The 18,714-nt window shown below is 45.2% G+C and carries 18 protein-coding genes; 7 read left to right on the top strand and 11 right to left on the bottom strand.

Features of this window, described 5'->3' with window-relative positions; genetic code table 11:
• Window positions 1-24 precede the first annotated feature (24 nt).
• The 4 genes from gnd to gntR are packed head-to-tail and all read right to left on the bottom strand — an operon-like array spanning window position 25 to window position 5,095.
• Window positions 25-1,431 (bottom strand): decarboxylating NADP(+)-dependent phosphogluconate dehydrogenase, encoded by a 1,407-nt coding sequence (gnd, locus tag AC0DBE_RS13245; RefSeq protein ID WP_014115804.1) that lies wholly within the window; start codon window positions 1,429-1,431, stop codon window positions 25-27.
• 23 nt (window positions 1,432-1,454) lie between these two features.
• Window positions 1,455-2,801, bottom strand: a complete 1,347-nt coding sequence (gntP, locus tag AC0DBE_RS13240; RefSeq protein WP_014115803.1) for a gluconate permease GntP — start codon at window positions 2,799-2,801, stop codon at window positions 1,455-1,457.
• 28 nt (window positions 2,802-2,829) lie between these two features.
• A complete protein-coding gene (gene gntK, locus AC0DBE_RS13235) occupies window positions 2,830-4,371 on the bottom strand; it encodes a gluconokinase (RefSeq protein ID WP_072182358.1) in 1,542 nt (513 codons plus the stop codon).
• Window positions 4,364-5,095, bottom strand: a complete 732-nt coding sequence (gntR, locus tag AC0DBE_RS13230) for a gluconate operon transcriptional repressor GntR (RefSeq protein ID WP_014115801.1) — start codon at window positions 5,093-5,095, stop codon at window positions 4,364-4,366. Before gntR ends, gntK begins: the two co-directional genes overlap by 8 nt.
• 195 nt (window positions 5,096-5,290) lie before the next feature.
• Between gntR and AC0DBE_RS13225 the strand changes: the two genes are divergently transcribed.
• Window positions 5,291-6,439, top strand: coding sequence for a glycerate kinase (locus AC0DBE_RS13225; RefSeq protein ID WP_472962452.1), 1,149 nt, complete (start codon window positions 5,291-5,293; stop codon window positions 6,437-6,439).
• Window positions 6,440-6,532: 93 nt separating this feature from the next.
• Window positions 6,533-7,564 (top strand): polysaccharide pyruvyl transferase family protein, encoded by a 1,032-nt coding sequence (locus tag AC0DBE_RS13220; protein WP_461845860.1) that lies wholly within the window; start codon window positions 6,533-6,535, stop codon window positions 7,562-7,564.
• A 37-nt stretch (window positions 7,565-7,601) separates the two neighbouring features.
• Here the strand turns inward: AC0DBE_RS13220 and AC0DBE_RS13215 are convergent, their stop codons facing one another.
• From AC0DBE_RS13215 to AC0DBE_RS13205, 3 genes are all read right to left on the bottom strand, one after another.
• Entirely contained in the window at window positions 7,602-9,179 is a 1,578-nt protein-coding gene (locus tag AC0DBE_RS13215) for a Na+/H+ antiporter (protein WP_014115798.1), read from the bottom strand.
• Window positions 9,180-9,379: 200 nt separating this feature from the next.
• Complete coding sequence (locus AC0DBE_RS13210; RefSeq protein ID WP_014115797.1) at window positions 9,380-10,072, bottom strand: LrgB family protein; 693 nt, start codon at window positions 10,070-10,072, stop codon at window positions 9,380-9,382.
• On the bottom strand, window positions 10,042-10,446 hold the full coding sequence (locus tag AC0DBE_RS13205) for a CidA/LrgA family holin-like protein (RefSeq protein WP_461845861.1): 405 nt from the start codon (window positions 10,444-10,446) through the stop codon (window positions 10,042-10,044). The genes AC0DBE_RS13210 and AC0DBE_RS13205 overlap by 31 nt, the downstream gene beginning before the upstream one ends.
• Before the next feature lie 227 nt (window positions 10,447-10,673).
• On the opposite strand from AC0DBE_RS13205, the gene AC0DBE_RS13200 reads away from it, so the two are divergent.
• A complete protein-coding gene (locus AC0DBE_RS13200) occupies window positions 10,674-11,105 on the top strand; it encodes a MarR family transcriptional regulator (protein WP_461845862.1) in 432 nt (143 codons plus the stop codon).
• A gap of 56 nt (window positions 11,106-11,161) precedes the next feature.
• Here the strand turns inward: AC0DBE_RS13200 and AC0DBE_RS13195 are convergent, their stop codons facing one another.
• A complete protein-coding gene (locus tag AC0DBE_RS13195; RefSeq protein ID WP_061186804.1) occupies window positions 11,162-12,232 on the bottom strand; it encodes an SDR family oxidoreductase in 1,071 nt (356 codons plus the stop codon).
• A gap of 129 nt (window positions 12,233-12,361) precedes the next feature.
• On the opposite strand from AC0DBE_RS13195, the gene yxaF reads away from it, so the two are divergent.
• The 3 genes from yxaF (at window position 12,362) to AC0DBE_RS13180 (ending at window position 15,358) form a co-directional block, all read left to right on the top strand.
• Window positions 12,362-12,937 (top strand): transcriptional regulator YxaF, encoded by a 576-nt coding sequence (gene yxaF, locus AC0DBE_RS13190; RefSeq protein ID WP_014115793.1) that lies wholly within the window; start codon window positions 12,362-12,364, stop codon window positions 12,935-12,937.
• A gap of 91 nt (window positions 12,938-13,028) precedes the next feature.
• A complete protein-coding gene (locus AC0DBE_RS13185; RefSeq protein ID WP_072565560.1) occupies window positions 13,029-14,042 on the top strand; it encodes a quercetin 2,3-dioxygenase in 1,014 nt (337 codons plus the stop codon).
• 107 nt (window positions 14,043-14,149) lie between these two features.
• Complete coding sequence (locus tag AC0DBE_RS13180) at window positions 14,150-15,358, top strand: DUF418 domain-containing protein (protein ID WP_472962446.1); 1,209 nt, start codon at window positions 14,150-14,152, stop codon at window positions 15,356-15,358.
• A 29-nt stretch (window positions 15,359-15,387) separates the two neighbouring features.
• Here the strand turns inward: AC0DBE_RS13180 and AC0DBE_RS13175 are convergent, their stop codons facing one another.
• Window positions 15,388-15,843 carry an RDD family protein gene (locus AC0DBE_RS13175; RefSeq protein WP_014115790.1) on the bottom strand — a complete coding sequence of 152 codons (456 nt, stop codon included), beginning with the start codon at window positions 15,841-15,843 and terminating at the stop codon, window positions 15,388-15,390.
• A 256-nt stretch (window positions 15,844-16,099) separates the two neighbouring features.
• On the opposite strand from AC0DBE_RS13175, the gene AC0DBE_RS13170 reads away from it, so the two are divergent.
• The gene (locus tag AC0DBE_RS13170; RefSeq protein WP_061186806.1) at window positions 16,100-16,525 is read left to right on the top strand and encodes a DUF5391 family protein; all 426 of its coding nucleotides are present in this window, start codon (window positions 16,100-16,102) and stop codon (window positions 16,523-16,525) included.
• A 143-nt stretch (window positions 16,526-16,668) separates the two neighbouring features.
• Here the strand turns inward: AC0DBE_RS13170 and AC0DBE_RS13165 are convergent, their stop codons facing one another.
• Both AC0DBE_RS13165 and AC0DBE_RS13160 read right to left on the bottom strand, forming a co-directional pair.
• Window positions 16,669-17,148: an RDD family protein gene (locus tag AC0DBE_RS13165; protein ID WP_472962443.1), complete on the bottom strand. Its 480-nt coding sequence runs from the start codon at window positions 17,146-17,148 to the stop codon at window positions 16,669-16,671.
• A 211-nt stretch (window positions 17,149-17,359) separates the two neighbouring features.
• A complete protein-coding gene (locus AC0DBE_RS13160; protein WP_014115787.1) occupies window positions 17,360-18,697 on the bottom strand; it encodes an aldehyde dehydrogenase family protein in 1,338 nt (445 codons plus the stop codon).
• Between the last annotated feature and the right edge of the window lie 17 nt (window positions 18,698-18,714).

Genomic DNA, 18,714 nt, shown 5'->3' with positions numbered 1-18,714 from the left:
ACTGACCGTGTTTTTTTATGACTGTTATTCAGACCAATTCGTATGGAAAACGCCGTCCATATCTGTCCGTTCGTACGTATGGGCGCCGAAGTAATCGCGCTGCGCCTGCAAGAGGTTCGAATTGGAACGTCCTGTGCGGTAGCCGTCGTAATAAGAGAGCGCGGTGGTTAAGCATGGGAATGAGATTCCTGTGCTGATGCCCTCGCAAACGACTTTTCGCAGGCCTGTTTGATAGGCTTGGAGCTTATCTGTGAAATAAGGCGCGATCAGCAGGTTTGCCAGATTTGGCTGCTCGCTGAATGCTTCGCTGATCACATTTAGGAAATCTGCGCGAATGATGCAGCCGCCTCGGAAAATCAAGGCGATGTCTTTGAGCGGCAGGTTCCATCCGTAAAGCTCAGATGACATTTTGTATTGGGCAAAGCCCTGTGCGTAGGCGCATACTTTCCCCATATAAAGAGCCTGTCTGACGTATTCAATCCAAGTGTCTTTATCTAAATGTTTTTCTTCGGCTTCCGGGCCTGCTAACATGTCTTGAGCTGCCACCCGTTCTTCTTTTAAGGATGACAAGTAGCGGGCGAACAAGGACTCTGTGATGATTGTGGACGGGATGCCATTATCAATCGCCTGCATGCTCGTCCATTTTCCGGTGCCTTTTTGGCCGGTTTTATCAAGGATGACATCAATCAGAGGCTGTCCTGTTTTTTCGTCCTTTTTGCGTAAAATCTCAGCTGTAATCTCTATTAAATAGCTTTTCAGCTCACCTTGATTCCATGTTTCAAAAATAGATGCAATTTCATCAAGCGGCAGACGCAGCGTTTCTCTCAGAAACGTATAGGCTTCTGCAATTAGCTGCATGTCGGCATACTCAATGCCGTTGTGCACCATTTTTGTAAAGTGCCCTGCCCCTTTTGGACCGATGTAGACACAGCACGGATCATCTCCAACTTGAGCTGCGATTTTCGTCAGGATAGGAGCGACTTTCTCATAGACTTCGCGATCTCCGCCCGGCATGATGGAAGGCCCTGTTAATGCGCCGACTTCGCCGCCGGAAATGCCGACTCCCAGGTAGCCGATGCCTTTTTCCTTCAGCTCGTCATATCTTCTTTCTGTGTCCTCATAGTGGGAGTTGCCCCCGTCCATGATGACGTCGCCTTCTTCAAGTAAAGGCATTAATGATTGGATGACGGAATCTACGGGTTTTCCCGCTGTGACCATCAAAAAGATTTTTCTTGGTTTCTCTAACGATTGAACAAAATCTTCAAGCTCGTAATATGGGTTGAGAGATTGTCCATCCAGCTTTTGGACAAGCTGGTCCGTTAGATCTCTGGTGTAATTATAGACGGCGACGTTTTCACCTTTGTTTGCCATGTTTAAGGCGATATTGCTTCCCATTACGCCTAAGCCTATGACACCAATCGTATTGAACATGTGTTACAGCTCCTTCATCAATTTCATACAACTAAACTTAACAATAATATGAATCCCAGTCCAGCAACGGAAATAATCGTTTCCAGTAACGTCCATGTGGCAAATGTTTCTTTCATGCTTAATCCGAAGTATTCCTTGAACATCCAGAAGCCGGCATCATTGACGTGTGAAGCGATGACACTTCCTGCGCCTGTTGCTAGCACGACTAATGCCAGGTTAACATCAGAATGTCCCAATAACGGAATGACGAGCCCTGTTGTGCTTAGCGCGGCAACGGTGGCTGACCCTAGAGAAATGCGCAGGATCGCCGCGATGAGCCATGCTAAGACGATTGGCGATAATGCAGTACCTTTGAATAAGTCTGCCACGTAATCGCCGACACCGCCGTTGATCAGCACTTGTTTGAAGGCGCCGCCTCCTCCGATGATCAGAAGCATCATGCCGATTTGTGAAATGGCTGTTGAACAAGAGTCCATCACGGTTTTGACTGGAATGTTGCGTTTGATGCCCATTGTATAGACTGCAACCAATAACGAAATAATCATAGCAGTCGATGCGTTTCCAATCAATCGGATAAAAGCTAAAACTCCGTTATCCGCAAATCCGATTGTTTCTTGAAGCAGATCGATAATGGTCGCGACCGACATGATGATAATTGGAAGCATTGCCGTAAAGACGCTGACTCCAAAGCCAGGTGTTTCCTCAAGTTTGAACGTTTTTTGCGTACCAAGTGATGCAATATTGCCGTTTTTCTCAAATGAGGCAGGAACGATTTTTTTCGCGAGCTTTGTAAACAAAGGCCCTGCGATGAGCACTGTCGGAACAGCAACGATAAAGCCGTACAGCAGCACTTCCCCAATGTTTGCGCCGTACTCACCGGCAATCGCTGTAGGTCCGGGGTGCGGCGGCAGGAAACCGTGTGTGACCGATAGTGCTGCGACCATCGGAATTCCGAGATATAAAATAGAAATCTTCAATTCTCTTGAAATCGCAAATACAATCGGAATTAATAGAACCAATCCTACTTCAAAAAATAACGCAATACCGATAATGAATGAAGCAATGACAACGGCCCATTGAATGTTTTTTTCGCCGAATTTGTTGACGAGTGTCATTGCAATGCGCTGTGCGCCTCCTGAATCTGCGATCAGCTTGCCCAGCATCGCACCGAGTCCGAAGATGAGTGCGATGTGGCCAAGAGTTCCCCCAATTCCTGCTTCAATGGAGCTGACAACTTTATCGAACGGCATCCCGAGTGCCAATGCCACGCCGAACGATACGACCAGTAAGGAAATAAATGTGTTTAACTTTAAGCCCATAATCAAAAGTAGTAAAGCTAGGATCCCAAGTGCAACGATGATTAACGGCATGGTAATGCCCTCCCCTTCATGTCATGTACTAGTTGTGTGTGATTAAGTCCCTCTGATAATTTGCAATTTGTGTATATTGATTTTCTAATGATCTTGATAGGTTAATGAAAATCGGCATTAATTTTCTGTATTCTTTGGCTGAGTCTTCGATCGGCGTATGTCTGTGCGTACTGCCGACCATGTCGGACACGACATCGAATGAATCAATTTTCCCTGTTGCATATAGGCCTAAAATGCAGGCGCCGAGACATGAGCTTTCGTAGCTTTCCGGAACGACAACCTCTGATTCGAAGATATCTGACATCATTTGGCGCCAAACCTCCGACCTTGCAAATCCCCCTGTCGCCTGAATGCGGGTTACCGGGCCGTCCATGCATTCTGTTAACGCAAGGAACACCGTGTACAGGTTGTAAATGACGCCCTCTAATGCCGCCCGTATCATATGCTCTTTCTTATGCGACATAGTCAGGCCGAAAAATGAGCCGCGTACATCCGGATTCCACAACGGAGCACGTTCGCCGGCGAGGTACGGGTGGAACAGCAGGCCGTCAGAACCAGGTCTGACACGTTCGGCGATCTTCGTCAGCACATCATATGGATCAATGCCCAACCGTGTCGCTGTCTCGATTTCGGATGAGGCAAACTCGTCTCTGATCCAGCGAAGGATGATACCCCCATTGTTTACCGGTCCGCCGATAACCCAATGCTTGTCCGTTAAGGCGTAGCAGAAAATCCGTCCCTTTTCATCAGTTTGCGGCTGGTCAATAATCGTGCGGATGGCACCGCTTGTCCCGATGGTGACGGCGATTTCGCCCTTTTTAATGGCGTTGACGCCGAGATTAGACAGTACGCCATCGCTGGCGCCGATGACAAAGGGTGTTTCCGGATCGATTCCCATCTGTATCGCTAATTCCGGGCTGCAGTGCTGAAAGATCTCGGTTGTCGGCACGAGTTTGGATAAGTGATCCTGCGTGATGCCTGCGATACGCAGTGCCTCTTCGTCCCAATTCAAGCTTTTCAGGTTCATCATGCCTGTCGCTGATGCCAATGAGTAATCGATGACATACTCATTGAACAGCTGTTTAAAAATGTACTCTTTGATGCCGATATATTTTTTTGCTTTGGAAGCGATTTCTTTTTGTTCATTCGTGATCCAGGCAATTTTGCTTAAAGGTGCCATTGGATGGATCGGTGTTCCTGTCCGTTTGTACACCTCATGCCCGTTCAATTCATCTTTGATCTTATGCGCCCAGCCCTCGCTCCGGTTGTCGGCCCATGTGATACATGGCGTCAGCGGCTGGTCCTTTTCATCGATTGCGATGACGCTGTGCATGGCGCTGCTGAACGAAATGAATGAGATCTGTTTTTCCGGATGCTGTTTTGTAATTCTCGCTGTTGTTTGGATGACTGCCTGAAAAATCTCTTCCGGGTTTTGTTCAGCTGTTGAGATGTCCGGTGTATAGAGCGGGTAGCCGATGCTTTCTTTCTGTACCACGTCTCCGTTTTCACTGAACAACACAGCTTTTGTGCTTGTCGTGCCGATATCGATTCCTAACATATACCTAGTCATTGTTGTATTCAGCTCCTTTTGCCAGCATTTGTTGTGAGAGCCACAGGTCTTCTACCTTTTCTTGCACATCATCAAAGTTTTGGTGAAGGGACTGAATCATCAGCGCCCTATCCTTTTCTTTAATGGCCTGAATGTAAAGCTCATGGTTATCTAAAATCCTTGTGAAATCTTCATATTTTTCCTTTAACCGTACCCGCATTGATAAGAGAATAAAGCTTTCCATTACGGGTTTTAGATTGTTCCAGATCATCTGAATGTATGAATGATCGATAGCTCGGATAATCGTTTCATGGAACAGCACATCTTGAAATGAAAATTCATCAGCGTCCTCATATTTGATGGAGACTTTCATCATTTCAAGTATTTTGCTAAGATCCTTAACTAAAGGCTCAGTGTCGATTTTGACAAGCCGTTCAAAGACAAACGTTTCTATTAGTAAACGCACATCATAAATTTCTGCGATTTCCTTTTCAGTTAACCCAATAACAACCGCTCCCATTCGTTCTAAGCGGATGATTTTTTCGGATGCGAGTATTTTTAACGCTTCGCGAACTGGTGAACGGCTTACGGAAAACTCAGCGGCGATCGTATTTTCTGATACAATGGTACCGCTTTCAATCATGCCTGAAATGATCCGCATTCTCAGCTCGTATGCGACACGAACACCGGTTGACGCTTTTGAGAGCCACTTTGCAGGATACAACAGGTCCTTGGAGTCTAGCATACACTCACCTTCCTCACTCAAGGAGTATACTTGTATACAAGTATGATAACGTGAATGTTTCGTTTATGCAAACACTTTCATTACTAATTTTTAATTAAATTTTTACCATAATTCATGGTATGTATTCCCAGTTAGGGTGTGGTACATTGTAGATAAATAGGTTAAGTGAATCATGTTTTGAAAGAGGCGATTTGGATGAAAATCATCATTGCACCTGATTCTTTTAAGGAAAGTTTATCAGCTCTGGAGGCCGCTGGCGCGATAGAAAGAGGTTTCAAATCGGTTTTTCCGGGTGCTGATTACAGAAAATTGCCGATGGCGGACGGCGGTGAGGGTACCGTTCAGTCTCTGGTTGATGCCACAAGCGGATGGTTCAAAGAGCAGGTTGTCACAGGACCGATGGGGGAACCGGTGAAAGCGTTTTTTGGCATGATGGGAGATGGGAAAACAGCTGTGATTGAAATGGCTGCCGCCTCAGGGCTGCATCTCGTGCCCGTTGATAAGCGAAATCCGCTCATCACCACAACAAGGGGAACGGGAGAATTAATCGGAGCGGCTCTTGATGCGGGCGCAGAGCGTTTGATCATCGGGATCGGCGGAAGTGCCACGAACGACGGAGGAGCCGGGATGATTCAAGCATTGGGCGGAAGGCTTCTTGATGACTCAGGCCGTGAGATCGGGCCGGGGGGCGGCGCATTAGCTCAGCTTGCCTCAATAGATGTAAGCGGGCTTGATTCCAGATTGCAGAGTGTCAAACTGGAGGTCGCTTGTGATGTGGACAATCCGTTAACAGGGCCAAGAGGAGCTTCGGCTGTTTTCGGGCCGCAAAAAGGCGCGACAGAAGTCATGGTGGATGTGCTGGATCAGAACTTGATCCATTTCGCGGATGTGGCAGAAAAAGTGCTCGGAACAACCTGCAGAGAAACAGAGGGCGCCGGCGCAGCGGGCGGTCTCGGGTGGAGTCTGTTGGCTTTTCTTCATGCTGATCTGAAAAGAGGCATTGATATTGTCCTTGAGGCGGTTGATTTTGAAAATGAAGTTCAAGATGCAGACCTTGTGATTACCGGTGAGGGGCGAATTGACAGCCAAACGATTTACGGAAAAACGCCGATCGGCGTGGCCAAAGCGGCTAAATCATATGATGTGCCCGTCATTGGCATTGCTGGATCAATATCGCGAGACAGTGATGCCGTCTATCAACACGGAATCGATGCGCTTTTCAGCATCGTTCCCGGATCCGTGCCTCTTGAAGACGCGATTGAACATGCCGCAGAATATATGGAAAGAACGGCTCGGGACATTGCGGCATCCATCAAATTGGCGAAAACGATGTTTCTGATATAGCCTGCGCACATGCCGATGCATAGTCATCCTCCTTTTTGGGTAGAGACAGTTAACCACACAATGAGGCATTCATCCCAGAAGGAGGACGACGACATGACTGTACAAGAAATCAAAGGCAAAAAACTAGTAAAAGGCATTGCGCCAAATGTAGAACCAGAAGCTCTGTTAAATGATAAACGAAAAGTATTTTTGTTTGGTTCCCCGAGTTACACAAACATTGGTGACCAAGCGATTGCGTATGCGGAAGAGAAATTTATAAAAAACCATTTTCCGTACTATGAATACATTGAGATTATGGATTATGCGACGGATGAGGGCATTGAACTGGTGAAGGAGATCATCCGTGAAGACGATATTGTCTGCTTTACAGGCGGAGGGAATTTAGGAAACCTCTATCTCGATATTGAGGAAGACAGAAGAAAGGTCTTCTCGGCGTTTAAAGACTACAAATCGATTTCTCTGCCGCAATCCGTTTATTTTGAAGATACAGAGGACGGAAATAAAGAAAAGAAAAAAACACAGGATGCGTACCATCAAAATCCAAACTTAACGATTGCTGCGCGTGAGACGCAGACACTGGATGTTGTAAAAAAGACCTTCAACTCCAATGTAATCTTTACACCGGACATGGTGCTTTCCTTGGATATTGTGCCGCGAGACCTCGAACGGGACGGCGTTCTCTTTATTTTAAGAGCGGATAAGGAGAAAGTGACTGACGAAGATTTTATTTCACACATGAGGAAATGGGCAGAAAAAACAACTTATACGGAGCGTACTGATACGGTGCTGGATACGGTAGACATGATTGATTACGCCGATCGCGAAAAGCATTTTATGGAGATGCTTGACCGCATCGGTTCAAGTAAATTGGTCATTACCGACCGCCTTCACGCGATGATTTTCTCGATTATCACCAAAACACCTTGCCTCGTCTTTGGAAACAGCTACGGCAAAGCTAAACATTCGTATCGGGATTGGCTCGAAAGCTTAAACTTCATTGAATACACAGATCAAAATGATATGAGGAAACTGGAGCGCATGATTGACCGCCTGCTTCAAGCAGAGCCGAATGACGTTGATTTATCAAAGGATTTTCAGCCGCTGGTTGATTTTTTAAAATCATAAAAGATAAAGCAGACTAATGACAGTCTGCTTTTTTGTGTTAATGATCGTTTTCCAAACGAACGATTTCATCAATGATCTGTGCTTGCTCTTGCTCAGCTACTTCGTTTGAGATGATATCTTCCTTTGATAAGTTTTCGATCGCTTGGTATTGGGCGTATAACGAGTGTTTTTTCAAGATGGTTTGCTGTTTGTTTTTGAGTTCCGGGTAAGTTTCGAATAATTTGTTTGTTTGTTGATGCAGCTGGCTGACCTCTTTTTTATACTGGTCTGTCAGTTCGCTGGAGACAGCTTCGTGTATAAGCAAATTGTGTTTAACTTGCTGGACTTCTTGGATGGCGGTTTCTAAGCGATGTCCTTTTGCGAGCAATTCCTCGTATTCCTGATTACCTTCTTCTTTTTGATTCACGCCTAACCGTTCCAGAAGCGGCTTGATGGTGAGGCCCTGAACAACAAGGGAAAACAAAACGACACTGAAGGCGAAAACCAGAATGTCTTCACGTCCCGGGAAGTCTCGAGGCAGGCTCAGCACGAGTGCAATGGACAGAGAGCCCTTCAGTCCGCCCCAATTGATGGTATGCTGCCATGTAACCGGGAATTTTTTGATAAAGGCCAAACTGATGTAGACGGCGGCACTTCGGGCGATGAGCACAATCACAATCGCCATAATGGCCAATCCCCATTTATCAGTCAGGTCAATTCTCGTGATCTCGAGCCCGACCATTAAAAAGACAAGGGAGTTCGCGAGCAAGGCGGCGACATCCCAAAAGTTATTGATATTCAGCTTTGTCGTCGGGCTCATGCCGATTTTGGCGCCATAATTGCCGAAAATAAGCGCGGCGACAACGACGGCGATTACCCCGGAGGCACCTGCCATTTCTGCCAAAAGAAATGAACTGTAAAACAGAATGATACTAAAAATAATTTCTAAAGGATAATCATCAAAATACTTGGTGAGCTGGGAAAAGACATATCCAAGAGCGCCTCCGATGATAAGGCCGAGAGAAATGACTTTGACAAACTCCCACAAGCCTAAACCGGCGCCTTGGATGCCGAGATCCAAATAGGTCATCAAGTAAAAAGCGGAAATGTTGAACAGCACAACCGCCAGTCCGTCATTGAACAGGCTTTCTCCTTCAACGACGATCGAAAGCTTTTTCGGTGCGCCGACACTTTTAAAAATGGACAGCACACTAACAGGATCTGTCGCACTCATCAGAGCGGCAAAGACAAACGCTGCCGGAATGGCCAAATGCATAAGCCACATGGAAGAAAAGCCGACGATCAGAAAAGAGATGAGCGTACCGCCGAAGGCCAATGCCAGAACGGGCCGTTTGTTTTCTCTCAAGTGTGAAAAAGGAAGCTTCAGCGCCGCTTCTCCTAATAAAGCCGGCAAGAACAGCGTAATGATGACGAAGTTAAAGACTTCTCCTTCAGTAATAAAATCTTTCAGCGGTTCAAAGAGCGGAATATGTACAAGTCCAATGATCGTTCCGACAATCACTAGCGCGATGGGATAAGGCTGCCTGCACTTCTTGGCAATTGCGGTGATCCCGGCTGCAATCATGACTAACAAAAAACCTAATTCGAATATATGATGCAAGTCTAAGTGTTCCATTGAGACCTCCTTTTGTTCATCGTGCAACGAAGAATTACCCTCAGTTTGTGAATGATAAACATATCTTATGTAAGACAGCCCTTTGTCAGTCTGTTTTTTCAGCTTATTTCCTCCTCTTCGGCCATCCCCCAAACCAGCCCGGCAAGAACAGCGTAAAACAGATAAGAAAAGACCGCCCTCCTGCGGGCAGTCTTTCTTTGTTAAATATGAAACAGCCAGACGATAAGCGGCCCAAAGAAAGAGCCAAGCACCGCACAAAGCGTCATTGAGACGGAACTCATGGATACGGCCAGTTCCCCATATTCCAATGCTTTGGAGGTGCCCAGTGCATGGGAGGCGCTGCCTAATGCGATGCCTTGGCCAAGTGAGCTGCGTATGCGAAGCCATTTTAAGACAAGCGGCCCGAGGATGACGCCTGAGAAGCCGGCAATCATGACAAATACGACCGTCATGGAAGGAACACCGCCAAGACCGGCGGCGATCTGAATAGCGACAGGGGTTGTGATCGACTTTGGCAGAATAGATAATAAGAGATCATGATCAATCCCGAATGCTTCTGCGAAGATCAGACCGCTGATCATTCCCATGCATAATCCGACCAGGACGCCGCCTAGGATGGGAACACAATGTTTTACAATGATATGCCATTGTTTATAAAGCGGATAGGCCAGCGCCACAACAGCAGGCCCAAGCAAAGAATTGATCCATTTCCCCCCGATCATATAGCCTTCATACGATACATGGAACATCATCAAAACCGCGACAATCAAAATTGTCGTTGTCAGAACAGGGATAAGAAATGGAAGCGGGAATCGCTTATAGAGTTTGACCATCGCTAAGTAAGCGGCAACTGTTAAAAGAATTATAATGATTGCGATACTTGCTTGCTGCATTTCTCTTTCTCCTCACGTTTTTTTGCTTTTTTCTCTAATAGCTGGCTGGCGAATCCAGCCGCAATGATCGTGACGATGGTGCTCAGAACGACTGTAATCAGCAGCATCAAACCTTTGAATGAAATGAGCGACGGATATTTCATTACACCTGTCATAGCCGGGATGAACAACAATGGAAGAAAGGACAATAAAAACCCTGCTCCGTCTTGAATAAAGGAGACGGGAACAATACGGAGACCTAAACAGATCAGCAGCAATACCAATCCGACTATGCTACCTGACACCGGTAAATGAAACAGATGCTGAATGGCTTCCCCGATCATAAAAAATACATATAATATCAACACTTGCAACATAATTCGAATGACTTTCACATCAAGTGCCGCTCTCCAATGAGAACAGCTTCCTCCTTTCAGGTGACTTGCTTCTAGGATGGTTCTGAGGAATCGCTTTACTTTCTTTTTATATGATTGTACTATACAAGTATAATGATTGATTTAGTCATATAACGACTTGTATTCATTCAATTAATATACATTTGTATTATACAAGTATATATGATGTTGTCAATGCCGGAGATTGGAATAGGGAGCGAGAGCGATTGCAAAAACAAAATCCAGTTGAATTAATTGAATATGAGCTGACGACTTTTATCAGGAGAGCTGTTTATCTGGATCAATCTGAGAAAAGAACAGGGAATTTGGAGAGATCTTCGTACTTATTGCTGAGACAATTGGATGAGTTTGGGCCTGCCCGCGTAAAGGAATTAGCAGTATCGTTTAAGCTTGATATATCTACTCTTTCAAGACAAGCAGCTGCATTAGAGGCGAAGGAGCTCATCTATCGCTTCTCAGACCCTTCCGATGGGAGAGTCAGCCTATTTACCATTACAAAACTCGGCAAACAAACATTAAAAGCCGATCAGCAAAAGCGTCTTGAACGTTATGAACAGATGCTGAAAGAATGGTCAACAAAGGAAAAAGAGATGTTCGGCGAGCTACTGCAGCGTATGAACAAGGCCTTTATCGACTAACATTTAAAAACCCATGTGTTCGATGGAACAGCATGGGTTTTTCTTATGGTCAGAGATTATCTGCATCGTTTGACGGCAGCTAAAGCGACCAGTCCGGCAACAACAGCCGCTGATACAATCGGGCGCTTCGTAGCTTTCGTGTAGTAGCTTCTTGACCGCTTCCAGCCTTTATTTGTGCCCCTGTCATGCATGCCGTAGCCCGCTTCATAAAGCGCGCTTTCTTCCCGCTGTTTGGACGGTCTTTCAGCATGCTGGCTGTGGTACATGATTTTTTCCATCAGTCTGTCGGTCAGCCGGGGGAAAAGAGCACCCAGCATGGCAATGGCTTTTGCCTGTGAGCCGATGTACACGTCGCGCTTCGGGTGTTCGGCGGCAAAAAGGATGGCTTCGGCGGCCGCTTCCGGAGGGTAGATCAGCGAGCGGTAATGAGCCGGCTGTTTGTCCAGGTAGCTGTGCGCGTGTTCGTTGTAAGGTGTGTCAATTCTGCCTGGATGAATGAGCGTAACCGAGACGGGCGCCTGTTCTTTTTCGAGCTCCATTCGGATGCTTTCCGTCCAGCCGTGAAGCGCAAATTTGGCTGAGGCGTATGTGGATTGAATGACCGTTCCCCTGTCGCCGAACAGGCTTCCTACATTGATGAGTGCGCCCGGCACGCCTCTGCTGGTGTAGTGTTTGACGGCCGCTCTTGTTCCGTAAACAGGTCCCCAAAAGTTTGCGTCGAACATGCGCTTCATGTCTTCGACGGTGACGTCCATGGCATGTCCGAAGATCGAGACGCCGGCATTGTTGACCCATGTGTCAAAGCGGCCAAATGTGCTAATTGCGGTTTCTGCGATGCGGTTGACGTCTTCTTCTTTTCCGACATCCGCTTTCACCCATATGGCGTCGTGCCCTTTTTCCTTTAGTTCATCAGCGAGCTCCTTCAGCGCATCTTCATTTCGCGCTGCTGCGACGACCTTTGCGCCTTTTTCAGCTGCCATTCGTGCAGTGACAAGTCCGATTCCGCTTGAAGCGCCGGTAATGACAATCACTTGATCCTTGAGTTTTTTTAGTTTAATCTTCATTTTCATGCCCGAGTTCTGTTGTTCAAGCTTTTCTGTATTCGTGACTGAATAATCGTTTGTCATTGAGATCCCTCCTAGACGCTGTTTTTCTACATTTACCCCATCCGGGAGGGTCTTACCCTTTTTGACAATCACAGGGTTCTTTTTTATATTATATAAGTCGCTCTACCATACCTAGGAGGGAATGTTTTAATGACTAGCAGAGGAGATTCACGTGAAAAAATCCTTCACACGGCGTCACGTCTGTTCCAGCTGCAAGGATATCACGCGACAGGTTTGAACCAGATTGTGAAAGAAAGCGGTGCTCCTAAGGGATCGCTTTATCACTTTTTTCCGAATGGCAAAGAAGAATTAGCAATTGAAGCGGTTACATATACAGGGAAATTGATTGAACATTTGATACAGCAAAGCATGGATGAATCCTCTGATCCAATAGAAGCGATTCAGCAATTTATCAAAAAAACAGCCAGCCAATTTGACAACACAGAAAGCATTAAAGGGATTCCAGTCGGTTTGCTGGCGAGTGAGACAGCGTTAATCAGTGAACCGCTGCGGACGGTTTGTATGAAGGTGTTTAAAAGCTGGGAAGCGGTTTTTGCCAGAAAATTAGTGGAAAACGGATTTGCAGAAGAAGAAGCAAATCAGCTTGGAATGCTGATCAATTCGATGATTGAGGGCGGGATCATGCTTTCGTTAACGAATAAAGACAAAACGCCTCTTCTTCTCATTGCCGAACAAATTCCAGTGCTGGTGAGAAAAAAAGGGTAGCATTTTGTTATCCTTTCTCCTACAATTATATAGAACGGTCTAGTCAGATAGATGATAGTATATAGACTGGTCTAAATTGGAGGAACAATATATGAAATCATTATGTGAAAATTCATTGCCTAAAGAAAAAATGCCTTATTTGCTCCGCAGCGGAGAAGGTGAGCGCTATTTGTTCGGCAGACAGGTTGCCACGGTGATGGCGAATGGGAAGAGCACCGGCGATCTGTTTGAGATCGTGCTGCTTTCCGGGGGGAAAGGAGATGCCTTTCCGCTTCACGTCCACAAGGACACACATGAAGGGATTCTCGTTTTGGACGGGAAGCTTGAGTTGACGCTTGCCGGAGAACGCTATTTATTAGTGTCAGGCGATTATGCGAACATTCCAGCCGGAACACCGCACAGCTACCGAATGCAAAGCCACAGAACAAGACTGGTGTCTTACACGATGAAAGGACATGTGGCACACATGTATTCCGTTATTGGGAATCCATATGATCACGCTGAACATCCGCCGCACGCAAGCGAAGAGGTGTCAAACGGGCAATTTGCAGAAGCAGCTACAGTAGCGGACATTACATTTCTGGATGAAGAAAAGGCTGCCGGTGCGGCAAAATTAGCGGAACTTGCAGAGCTTCCGGATGGATCGGTTCCATACGTGCTTGAGTCTGGAGAAGGCGACCGTCTATTGACGGGAGATCAGCTTCACCGCATTGTGGCTGCGCAAAAAAATACAGACGGCCAGTTTATCGTTGTAGTATCGGATGGCCCTAAAGGCGACCGAATCGTTGATCACTACCATGAACATCATACAGAAACATTTTATTGCCTTGAAGGGCAGATGACCATGTGGGCGGATGGAAAAGAAATCCAGCTGAATCCTGGAGATTTTCTGCATGTTCCTGCGAATACTGTTCACTCCTATCGCCTGGATTCCCATTATACAAAAATGGTGGGCGTATTGGTTCCCGGCTTATTTGAACCGTTTTTCCGGACGCTAGGTGAGCCGTATGAAGGCCACATCTTCCCAAGTGAGCCTCAGGCGCTGCGCTTTGATCGCGTTTTGCAGAATATCGAAGCATTAGATTTAAAGGTGATGAAACCATAAAAATGACAAGATTGTAAGGTTTCCATGTCTGCATGACACCTAAATCGATGTTTCTGCGCTCCTTTTTTTCATACCCTTAAAGTACAGAAAAAAGGAGCGTGATGGCTATGTCTTCATTACAGCCGACTTTGGCAAATGAGCGGATCGGCGTGCTTGATGTGCTAAGGGGAATGGCGATTTTCGGCATTTTATTTGTCAATCTGGCACATTTCAGTTATCCGGATATGTATTTGTCTATGCTTGGAAAAGAGAACTTTTTTACAGAAAAGTGGTCTGAAGCAGATTTTGCAGCAGCAGCCATACTGAAATTCTTCATCCAAACAAAATGTATTTTATTGTTTTCCTTTTTATTTGGATTTGGCATGGTTGTCATGATGGAGAGAACAGTAAGCAAAGGGAAACGGTTTGTTCCGCTATATGCGAGAAGGTTAGCGGCGCTTCTCTTGTTTGGAACGATTCATGCCTTTTTGATTTGGGACGGGGATATTTTAACGGAATACGCCCTGCTCGGCTTTGTTCTGCTTTTATTTCGAAAAGCAAAGCCGAAAACACTGTTGATATGGGCGGTTTCTTTGTATCTTTTGTTTTGCATTCCGTTTATTTTGACCAGCTTTTATCCATCAAACGGACAGGAATGGGCAGAAGCGGTAACTCAGCAGGCAAAACAAGCGCTCCATGTTTACGGAAGCGGCAGCTTGAAGGACATTGCGGAACAGCGGATCCACGATCGTCTTGTTTACATGTCTTCAAATGGCATGCTTACGTATAACCCGCTCAACTTCTTCTTTGCATCCATTCCTTATTTCAGCATGTTTTTGCTGGGAGCTGCGGCGGCGAAGTCACGATATTTGCACGAACCCGGAAAGCATCGCAAAGGATTAAAAAGGGTGTGGATGGCTGGGCTAGTCATCGGCATCAGCGCCCAAGTGCTGTACAGTGTAACGGATAGGGAAGTATTTTTGCTGATTGGTGCGCCTTTTCTCATGTTTTTCTATGTCACAACGGTTGTCTATCTTTATCATAAAACAAGAGTGAAAACAGTGCTGCAATCTTTCTCCGCTGTTGGACGGATGGCATTTACCAATTATCTGATGCAGTCTATCGTGTGTACGTGGATTTTCTATCATTACGGCTTGGGGTTGTACGGGAAAGTGTATCCTGCTGCCGGCGTGCTCATCACGATTGCTATTTGTGCCGTTCAAATGGTCTTCAGCCATCTTTGGCTTCGGGTATTTCGGATGGGGCCGTTTGAGTGGCTGTGGAGGAGCGCTACGTATCTGGCGTGGCAGCCTATTGTAAAGAAAACAAAAGTCTAGATGCTTATTGGCGTCTAGACTTTTTTCTATTATTTATACACAACACGTGTTTTGCAAATGATGTCATGCAGGCCTTTTTTCTCTCCAAAGGCGATCATGATAAAACCAATATAAAAGATGATTCCAGATAAGATGTATGCAAAGTAACGGCCGATTCCCTGTCCGACAGAGACCCGTTCGCCTTGTTCATTGACCACTTTAAGGCCAAGAATTTTTTTGCCGAGTGTGCCCTGCATTTTAGAAGCAGTGAGCAGACCGTAATATAATACACTGATGACGAGCGTGATCAGCATAGTAGGCAAAAATGCAAGCGTCATGTATGTCACCATATACTCCTCTTGCGTCATGTAAGGGTCTGCTGCCACGGATCCAGCTACAAAAACAGTATTGATAATAAATAGAATAATATAACTAGGAACAGATACAATAATGCCATCAATAAAATAAGCTAAAAAACGAATCCAAAATCCTGCTGGTTTTTCCATGTATTTTTTTCTCTCCTTTGAATTAATCTGGAATAGTATACTTTGAAAAAAAAGCATGTGCAATATGATATGGTGATAAAATCCTGATATGCCTGAAAAATGAGTCTTTTATCCTTTGTTTTTTACTATATAAATATACTAGGAAGAACCATATCGTTTGCAAGCGAGTTCTGGAATTTATTTAAAATATAATGAATTTTCCATTGGGCTTATTTATAATAAAAAGGTTAATATTTCTATTTAAAGGAGGAGTTTGATGTCTAGAAAAAACAGCGTGGCAATCGTAACAATCATTTCTGCATTCCTTTTTTGCGCCATGATTGCCGCTGCTTCACTTTCGCCGCTGGCCGAAACGGGAGGGGCGGCCAATCAGTTTAACTCAGTCGGCATGTGGTCAGCTATCGGTATGATCCTTGTGTTGTATCTCATTCCTTTTCTCATTTACATGCTTGGAGTTGATGCGATGAGGTATGTAATGGCGGTGCTTTGCGGCTTTGGGCTGCTGATTCATTTATCTTCGGCCGGTTTTATTTTGATGTTTAGTTTGTTCAGTGACCATCTGCTTTCTGAGGTGATCCTTGTGATTGGGGTTTGTCTCGCTGCGGCTGCTGTAAACATCATTTGGTTTTTTGCAGCTTTTCGTTCAGCATCAAAAAAACCCGTTACAAGAAGTTTTACGTAATCCCCTATATTTTCCTGTTCATAAAATGGATGAATATGCTGTACTTATTGCGATCAGAATCTATCAAAAAATAGTGGCTTTTGGGAAATAATCGAATATGAGAAAAGGCTGGCGAGAAGGTCTCGGCAGCCTTTTTTGGTTAGTCAATCCAAATATTTGTTTTTATAGATAACCTTTGTCCCGCAAATATAATCATGCAATGCCAGTTTAGAGGGAAAGGCGGCCATGATATAACCGATATACAAAATTCCTGATAGTGTATAAGCGAAGAAACGGCCGAAGCTGTGCCAAAATGAAATTCGCTCGCCATACTGATTGACAACGATTATTCCCATGAGTTTTTTGCCCAGTGTTGCTTGCATTTTTGAAGACGTCAGTAGGCTATAATAAAGAATACCGAAGATATATATGATGGCAATAACAGGGATTGTCCCGAATACCAATATAGAAAATGTATATTGTTCTTCTGTCGTATAAAGGCTTCCCGCATCAATAAGAGGCAGCACAATTAAGTTGTTAATGAGAATCATAATAAAAGCAAAAAAATAGATAATCAAATCATCAATAATAGAGGCGATTGCCCGAATCCAAAACCCTGCTGGTTTTCCATGTATGAATTTCACTCCTTTGAAGTTTTCTGGGATATTATATGTTAGAGCCTATAGGGTTTCAATGAAATATACTAGAGGAACTTTGTCTTTTAACAACAATAGTGTTTTGTTGCTGTATATTGCTTTATTTTCCTATTTGTATTGTAGATTAATAGGAAAATAGAAGAGTTTGGTGAAAAATAAAAGAGAATCTGCAAAATGATGCAGATTCTCTTTATTGTGATTATTTAGCGGCTTGAATAAATACACCTTTCTCATGAGAAAACTCTTTAAATCCGTATACCCCATGATAGGAGCCGATTCCGCTTGTGTTGACACCGCCGAATGGCAGGTTGACGTCACTGAAATGGACGACAACATCATTGATGGCGGCATTTCCTGATGTCGTATGCTGAAGGACGTTGTCAATCAGGTCTTGGTTGTGGCTGAATACATAAAGCGCAAGCGGTTTATCACGATCATTTACGTAATCAATGACCTCGTCGATGTCTTCATAGTTCATCATCGGCAGGATCGGTGCGAAGATTTCCTCCTGCATGATTTTCATGTCAGGCGTGACGTTTTTCAAAACGGTTGGCGAGACCGTGCGGTCGCTGGCATCAAACACGCCTCCGAATACGACTTCCGCCCCTTTTTCGATGGCGTCGTCGAACAGGTCTTTGACGCGGTTGAAGTTGCGGTCATTGACGATCTGCGTAAATTTGCTGCGGTCTGGGTTGTAATCATCCTCCATAAATCCTGCGTTGACGATTGTTTGTAAAATCCCCGCGAACCTGTCCTGAACGTCTTTTTTAATGAACAGATAATCAGGTGCGATGCAGGTTTGGCCGGCGTTTACGAATTTCCCAACGGCGATCTTTTTCGCTGCGTCCGTGAGATCGTATTCACTGTCAATGATCGTTGGGCTCTTGCCGCCAAGCTCAAGTGTGACAGATGCCAAGTGTTTGGCCGCTGCTGTCATGACGATTTTTCCGACATTTGTACTTCCAGTGAAGAAAATGTGGTCAAACGGCTGATCTAGAAGCTCGGTTGCCACCTCAACCTCTCCTTCAAAAATCGCGACTTCTTTTTCGTCAAAAGCGTCTCGAATCACTTTTGCGGCAATGTTGCTTGTGTTCATCGTAAAATCAGACAGCTTCACAATCGCGCTATTTCCGGCTGCGAGAGAAGCGGCAAGCGGCGCCATCGTCAGCATAAACGGATAGTTCCACGGACCGAGGATGAGCGTTACGCCTTTAGGCTCGTACATAAGAATTCCGTTTGCGTCAGGGCTTAAAGATGAACCGACTTCTTTAGGCGCCATCCATTGTTCCAGATTGTTCATATTATCTCTGATCGCTTTTTTCGTTCCTTCGATTTCCGCTTTTTTGACCTCGTGATATGGTTTGCGGACGTCTTTTCGAATCGCTTCGATGATTTCTTCTTCATGGGCAATGACGGAATCTAAAAAGCGCTGAAGCTTCTCTATGCGCTGTTCCGCTGTTGAAGCGCGCAGTGCTTTTTGCTGTTTTTTCTGAAGCTGAAAGACACGCTGAATGTCGTCTTTTACTTGCTGTTCCATTGTAAAATCCCCCTCAT

This window comes from Bacillus sp. VA15 (assembly GCF_055721145.1).
Note: the sequence above shows the minus strand (reverse complement) of the source record. Positions and strands in the feature narration are given on the sequence as shown.

What these genes read in the sequence shown, in the direction of transcription:
- gntK (WP_072182358.1), bottom strand. Translation starts at nt 4,371, where the DNA reads ATGACTAGGTATATGTTAGGAATCGATATCGGCACGACAAGCACAAAA.
- AC0DBE_RS13175 (WP_014115790.1), bottom strand. Translation starts at nt 15,843, where the DNA reads ATGGAAAAACCAGCAGGATTTTGGATTCGTTTTTTAGCTTATTTTATT.
- yxaF (WP_014115793.1), top strand. Translation starts at nt 12,362, where the DNA reads ATGACTAGCAGAGGAGATTCACGTGAAAAAATCCTTCACACGGCGTCA.
- AC0DBE_RS13225 (WP_472962452.1), top strand. Translation starts at nt 5,291, where the DNA reads ATGAAAATCATCATTGCACCTGATTCTTTTAAGGAAAGTTTATCAGCT.
- gnd (WP_014115804.1), bottom strand. Translation starts at nt 1,431, where the DNA reads ATGTTCAATACGATTGGTGTCATAGGCTTAGGCGTAATGGGAAGCAAT.
- gntP (WP_014115803.1), bottom strand. Translation starts at nt 2,801, where the DNA reads ATGCCGTTAATCATCGTTGCACTTGGGATCCTAGCTTTACTACTTTTG.
- AC0DBE_RS13185 (WP_072565560.1), top strand. Translation starts at nt 13,029, where the DNA reads ATGAAATCATTATGTGAAAATTCATTGCCTAAAGAAAAAATGCCTTAT.
- AC0DBE_RS13180 (WP_472962446.1), top strand. Translation starts at nt 14,150, where the DNA reads ATGTCTTCATTACAGCCGACTTTGGCAAATGAGCGGATCGGCGTGCTT.
- AC0DBE_RS13160 (WP_014115787.1), bottom strand. Translation starts at nt 18,697, where the DNA reads ATGGAACAGCAAGTAAAAGACGACATTCAGCGTGTCTTTCAGCTTCAG.
- AC0DBE_RS13210 (WP_014115797.1), bottom strand. Translation starts at nt 10,072, where the DNA reads ATGCAGCAAGCAAGTATCGCAATCATTATAATTCTTTTAACAGTTGCC.
- AC0DBE_RS13195 (WP_061186804.1), bottom strand. Translation starts at nt 12,232, where the DNA reads ATGACAAACGATTATTCAGTCACGAATACAGAAAAGCTTGAACAACAG.
- AC0DBE_RS13220 (WP_461845860.1), top strand. Translation starts at nt 6,533, where the DNA reads ATGACTGTACAAGAAATCAAAGGCAAAAAACTAGTAAAAGGCATTGCG.
- AC0DBE_RS13215 (WP_014115798.1), bottom strand. Translation starts at nt 9,179, where the DNA reads ATGGAACACTTAGACTTGCATCATATATTCGAATTAGGTTTTTTGTTA.
- gntR (WP_014115801.1), bottom strand. Translation starts at nt 5,095, where the DNA reads ATGCTAGACTCCAAGGACCTGTTGTATCCTGCAAAGTGGCTCTCAAAA.
- AC0DBE_RS13170 (WP_061186806.1), top strand. Translation starts at nt 16,100, where the DNA reads ATGTCTAGAAAAAACAGCGTGGCAATCGTAACAATCATTTCTGCATTC.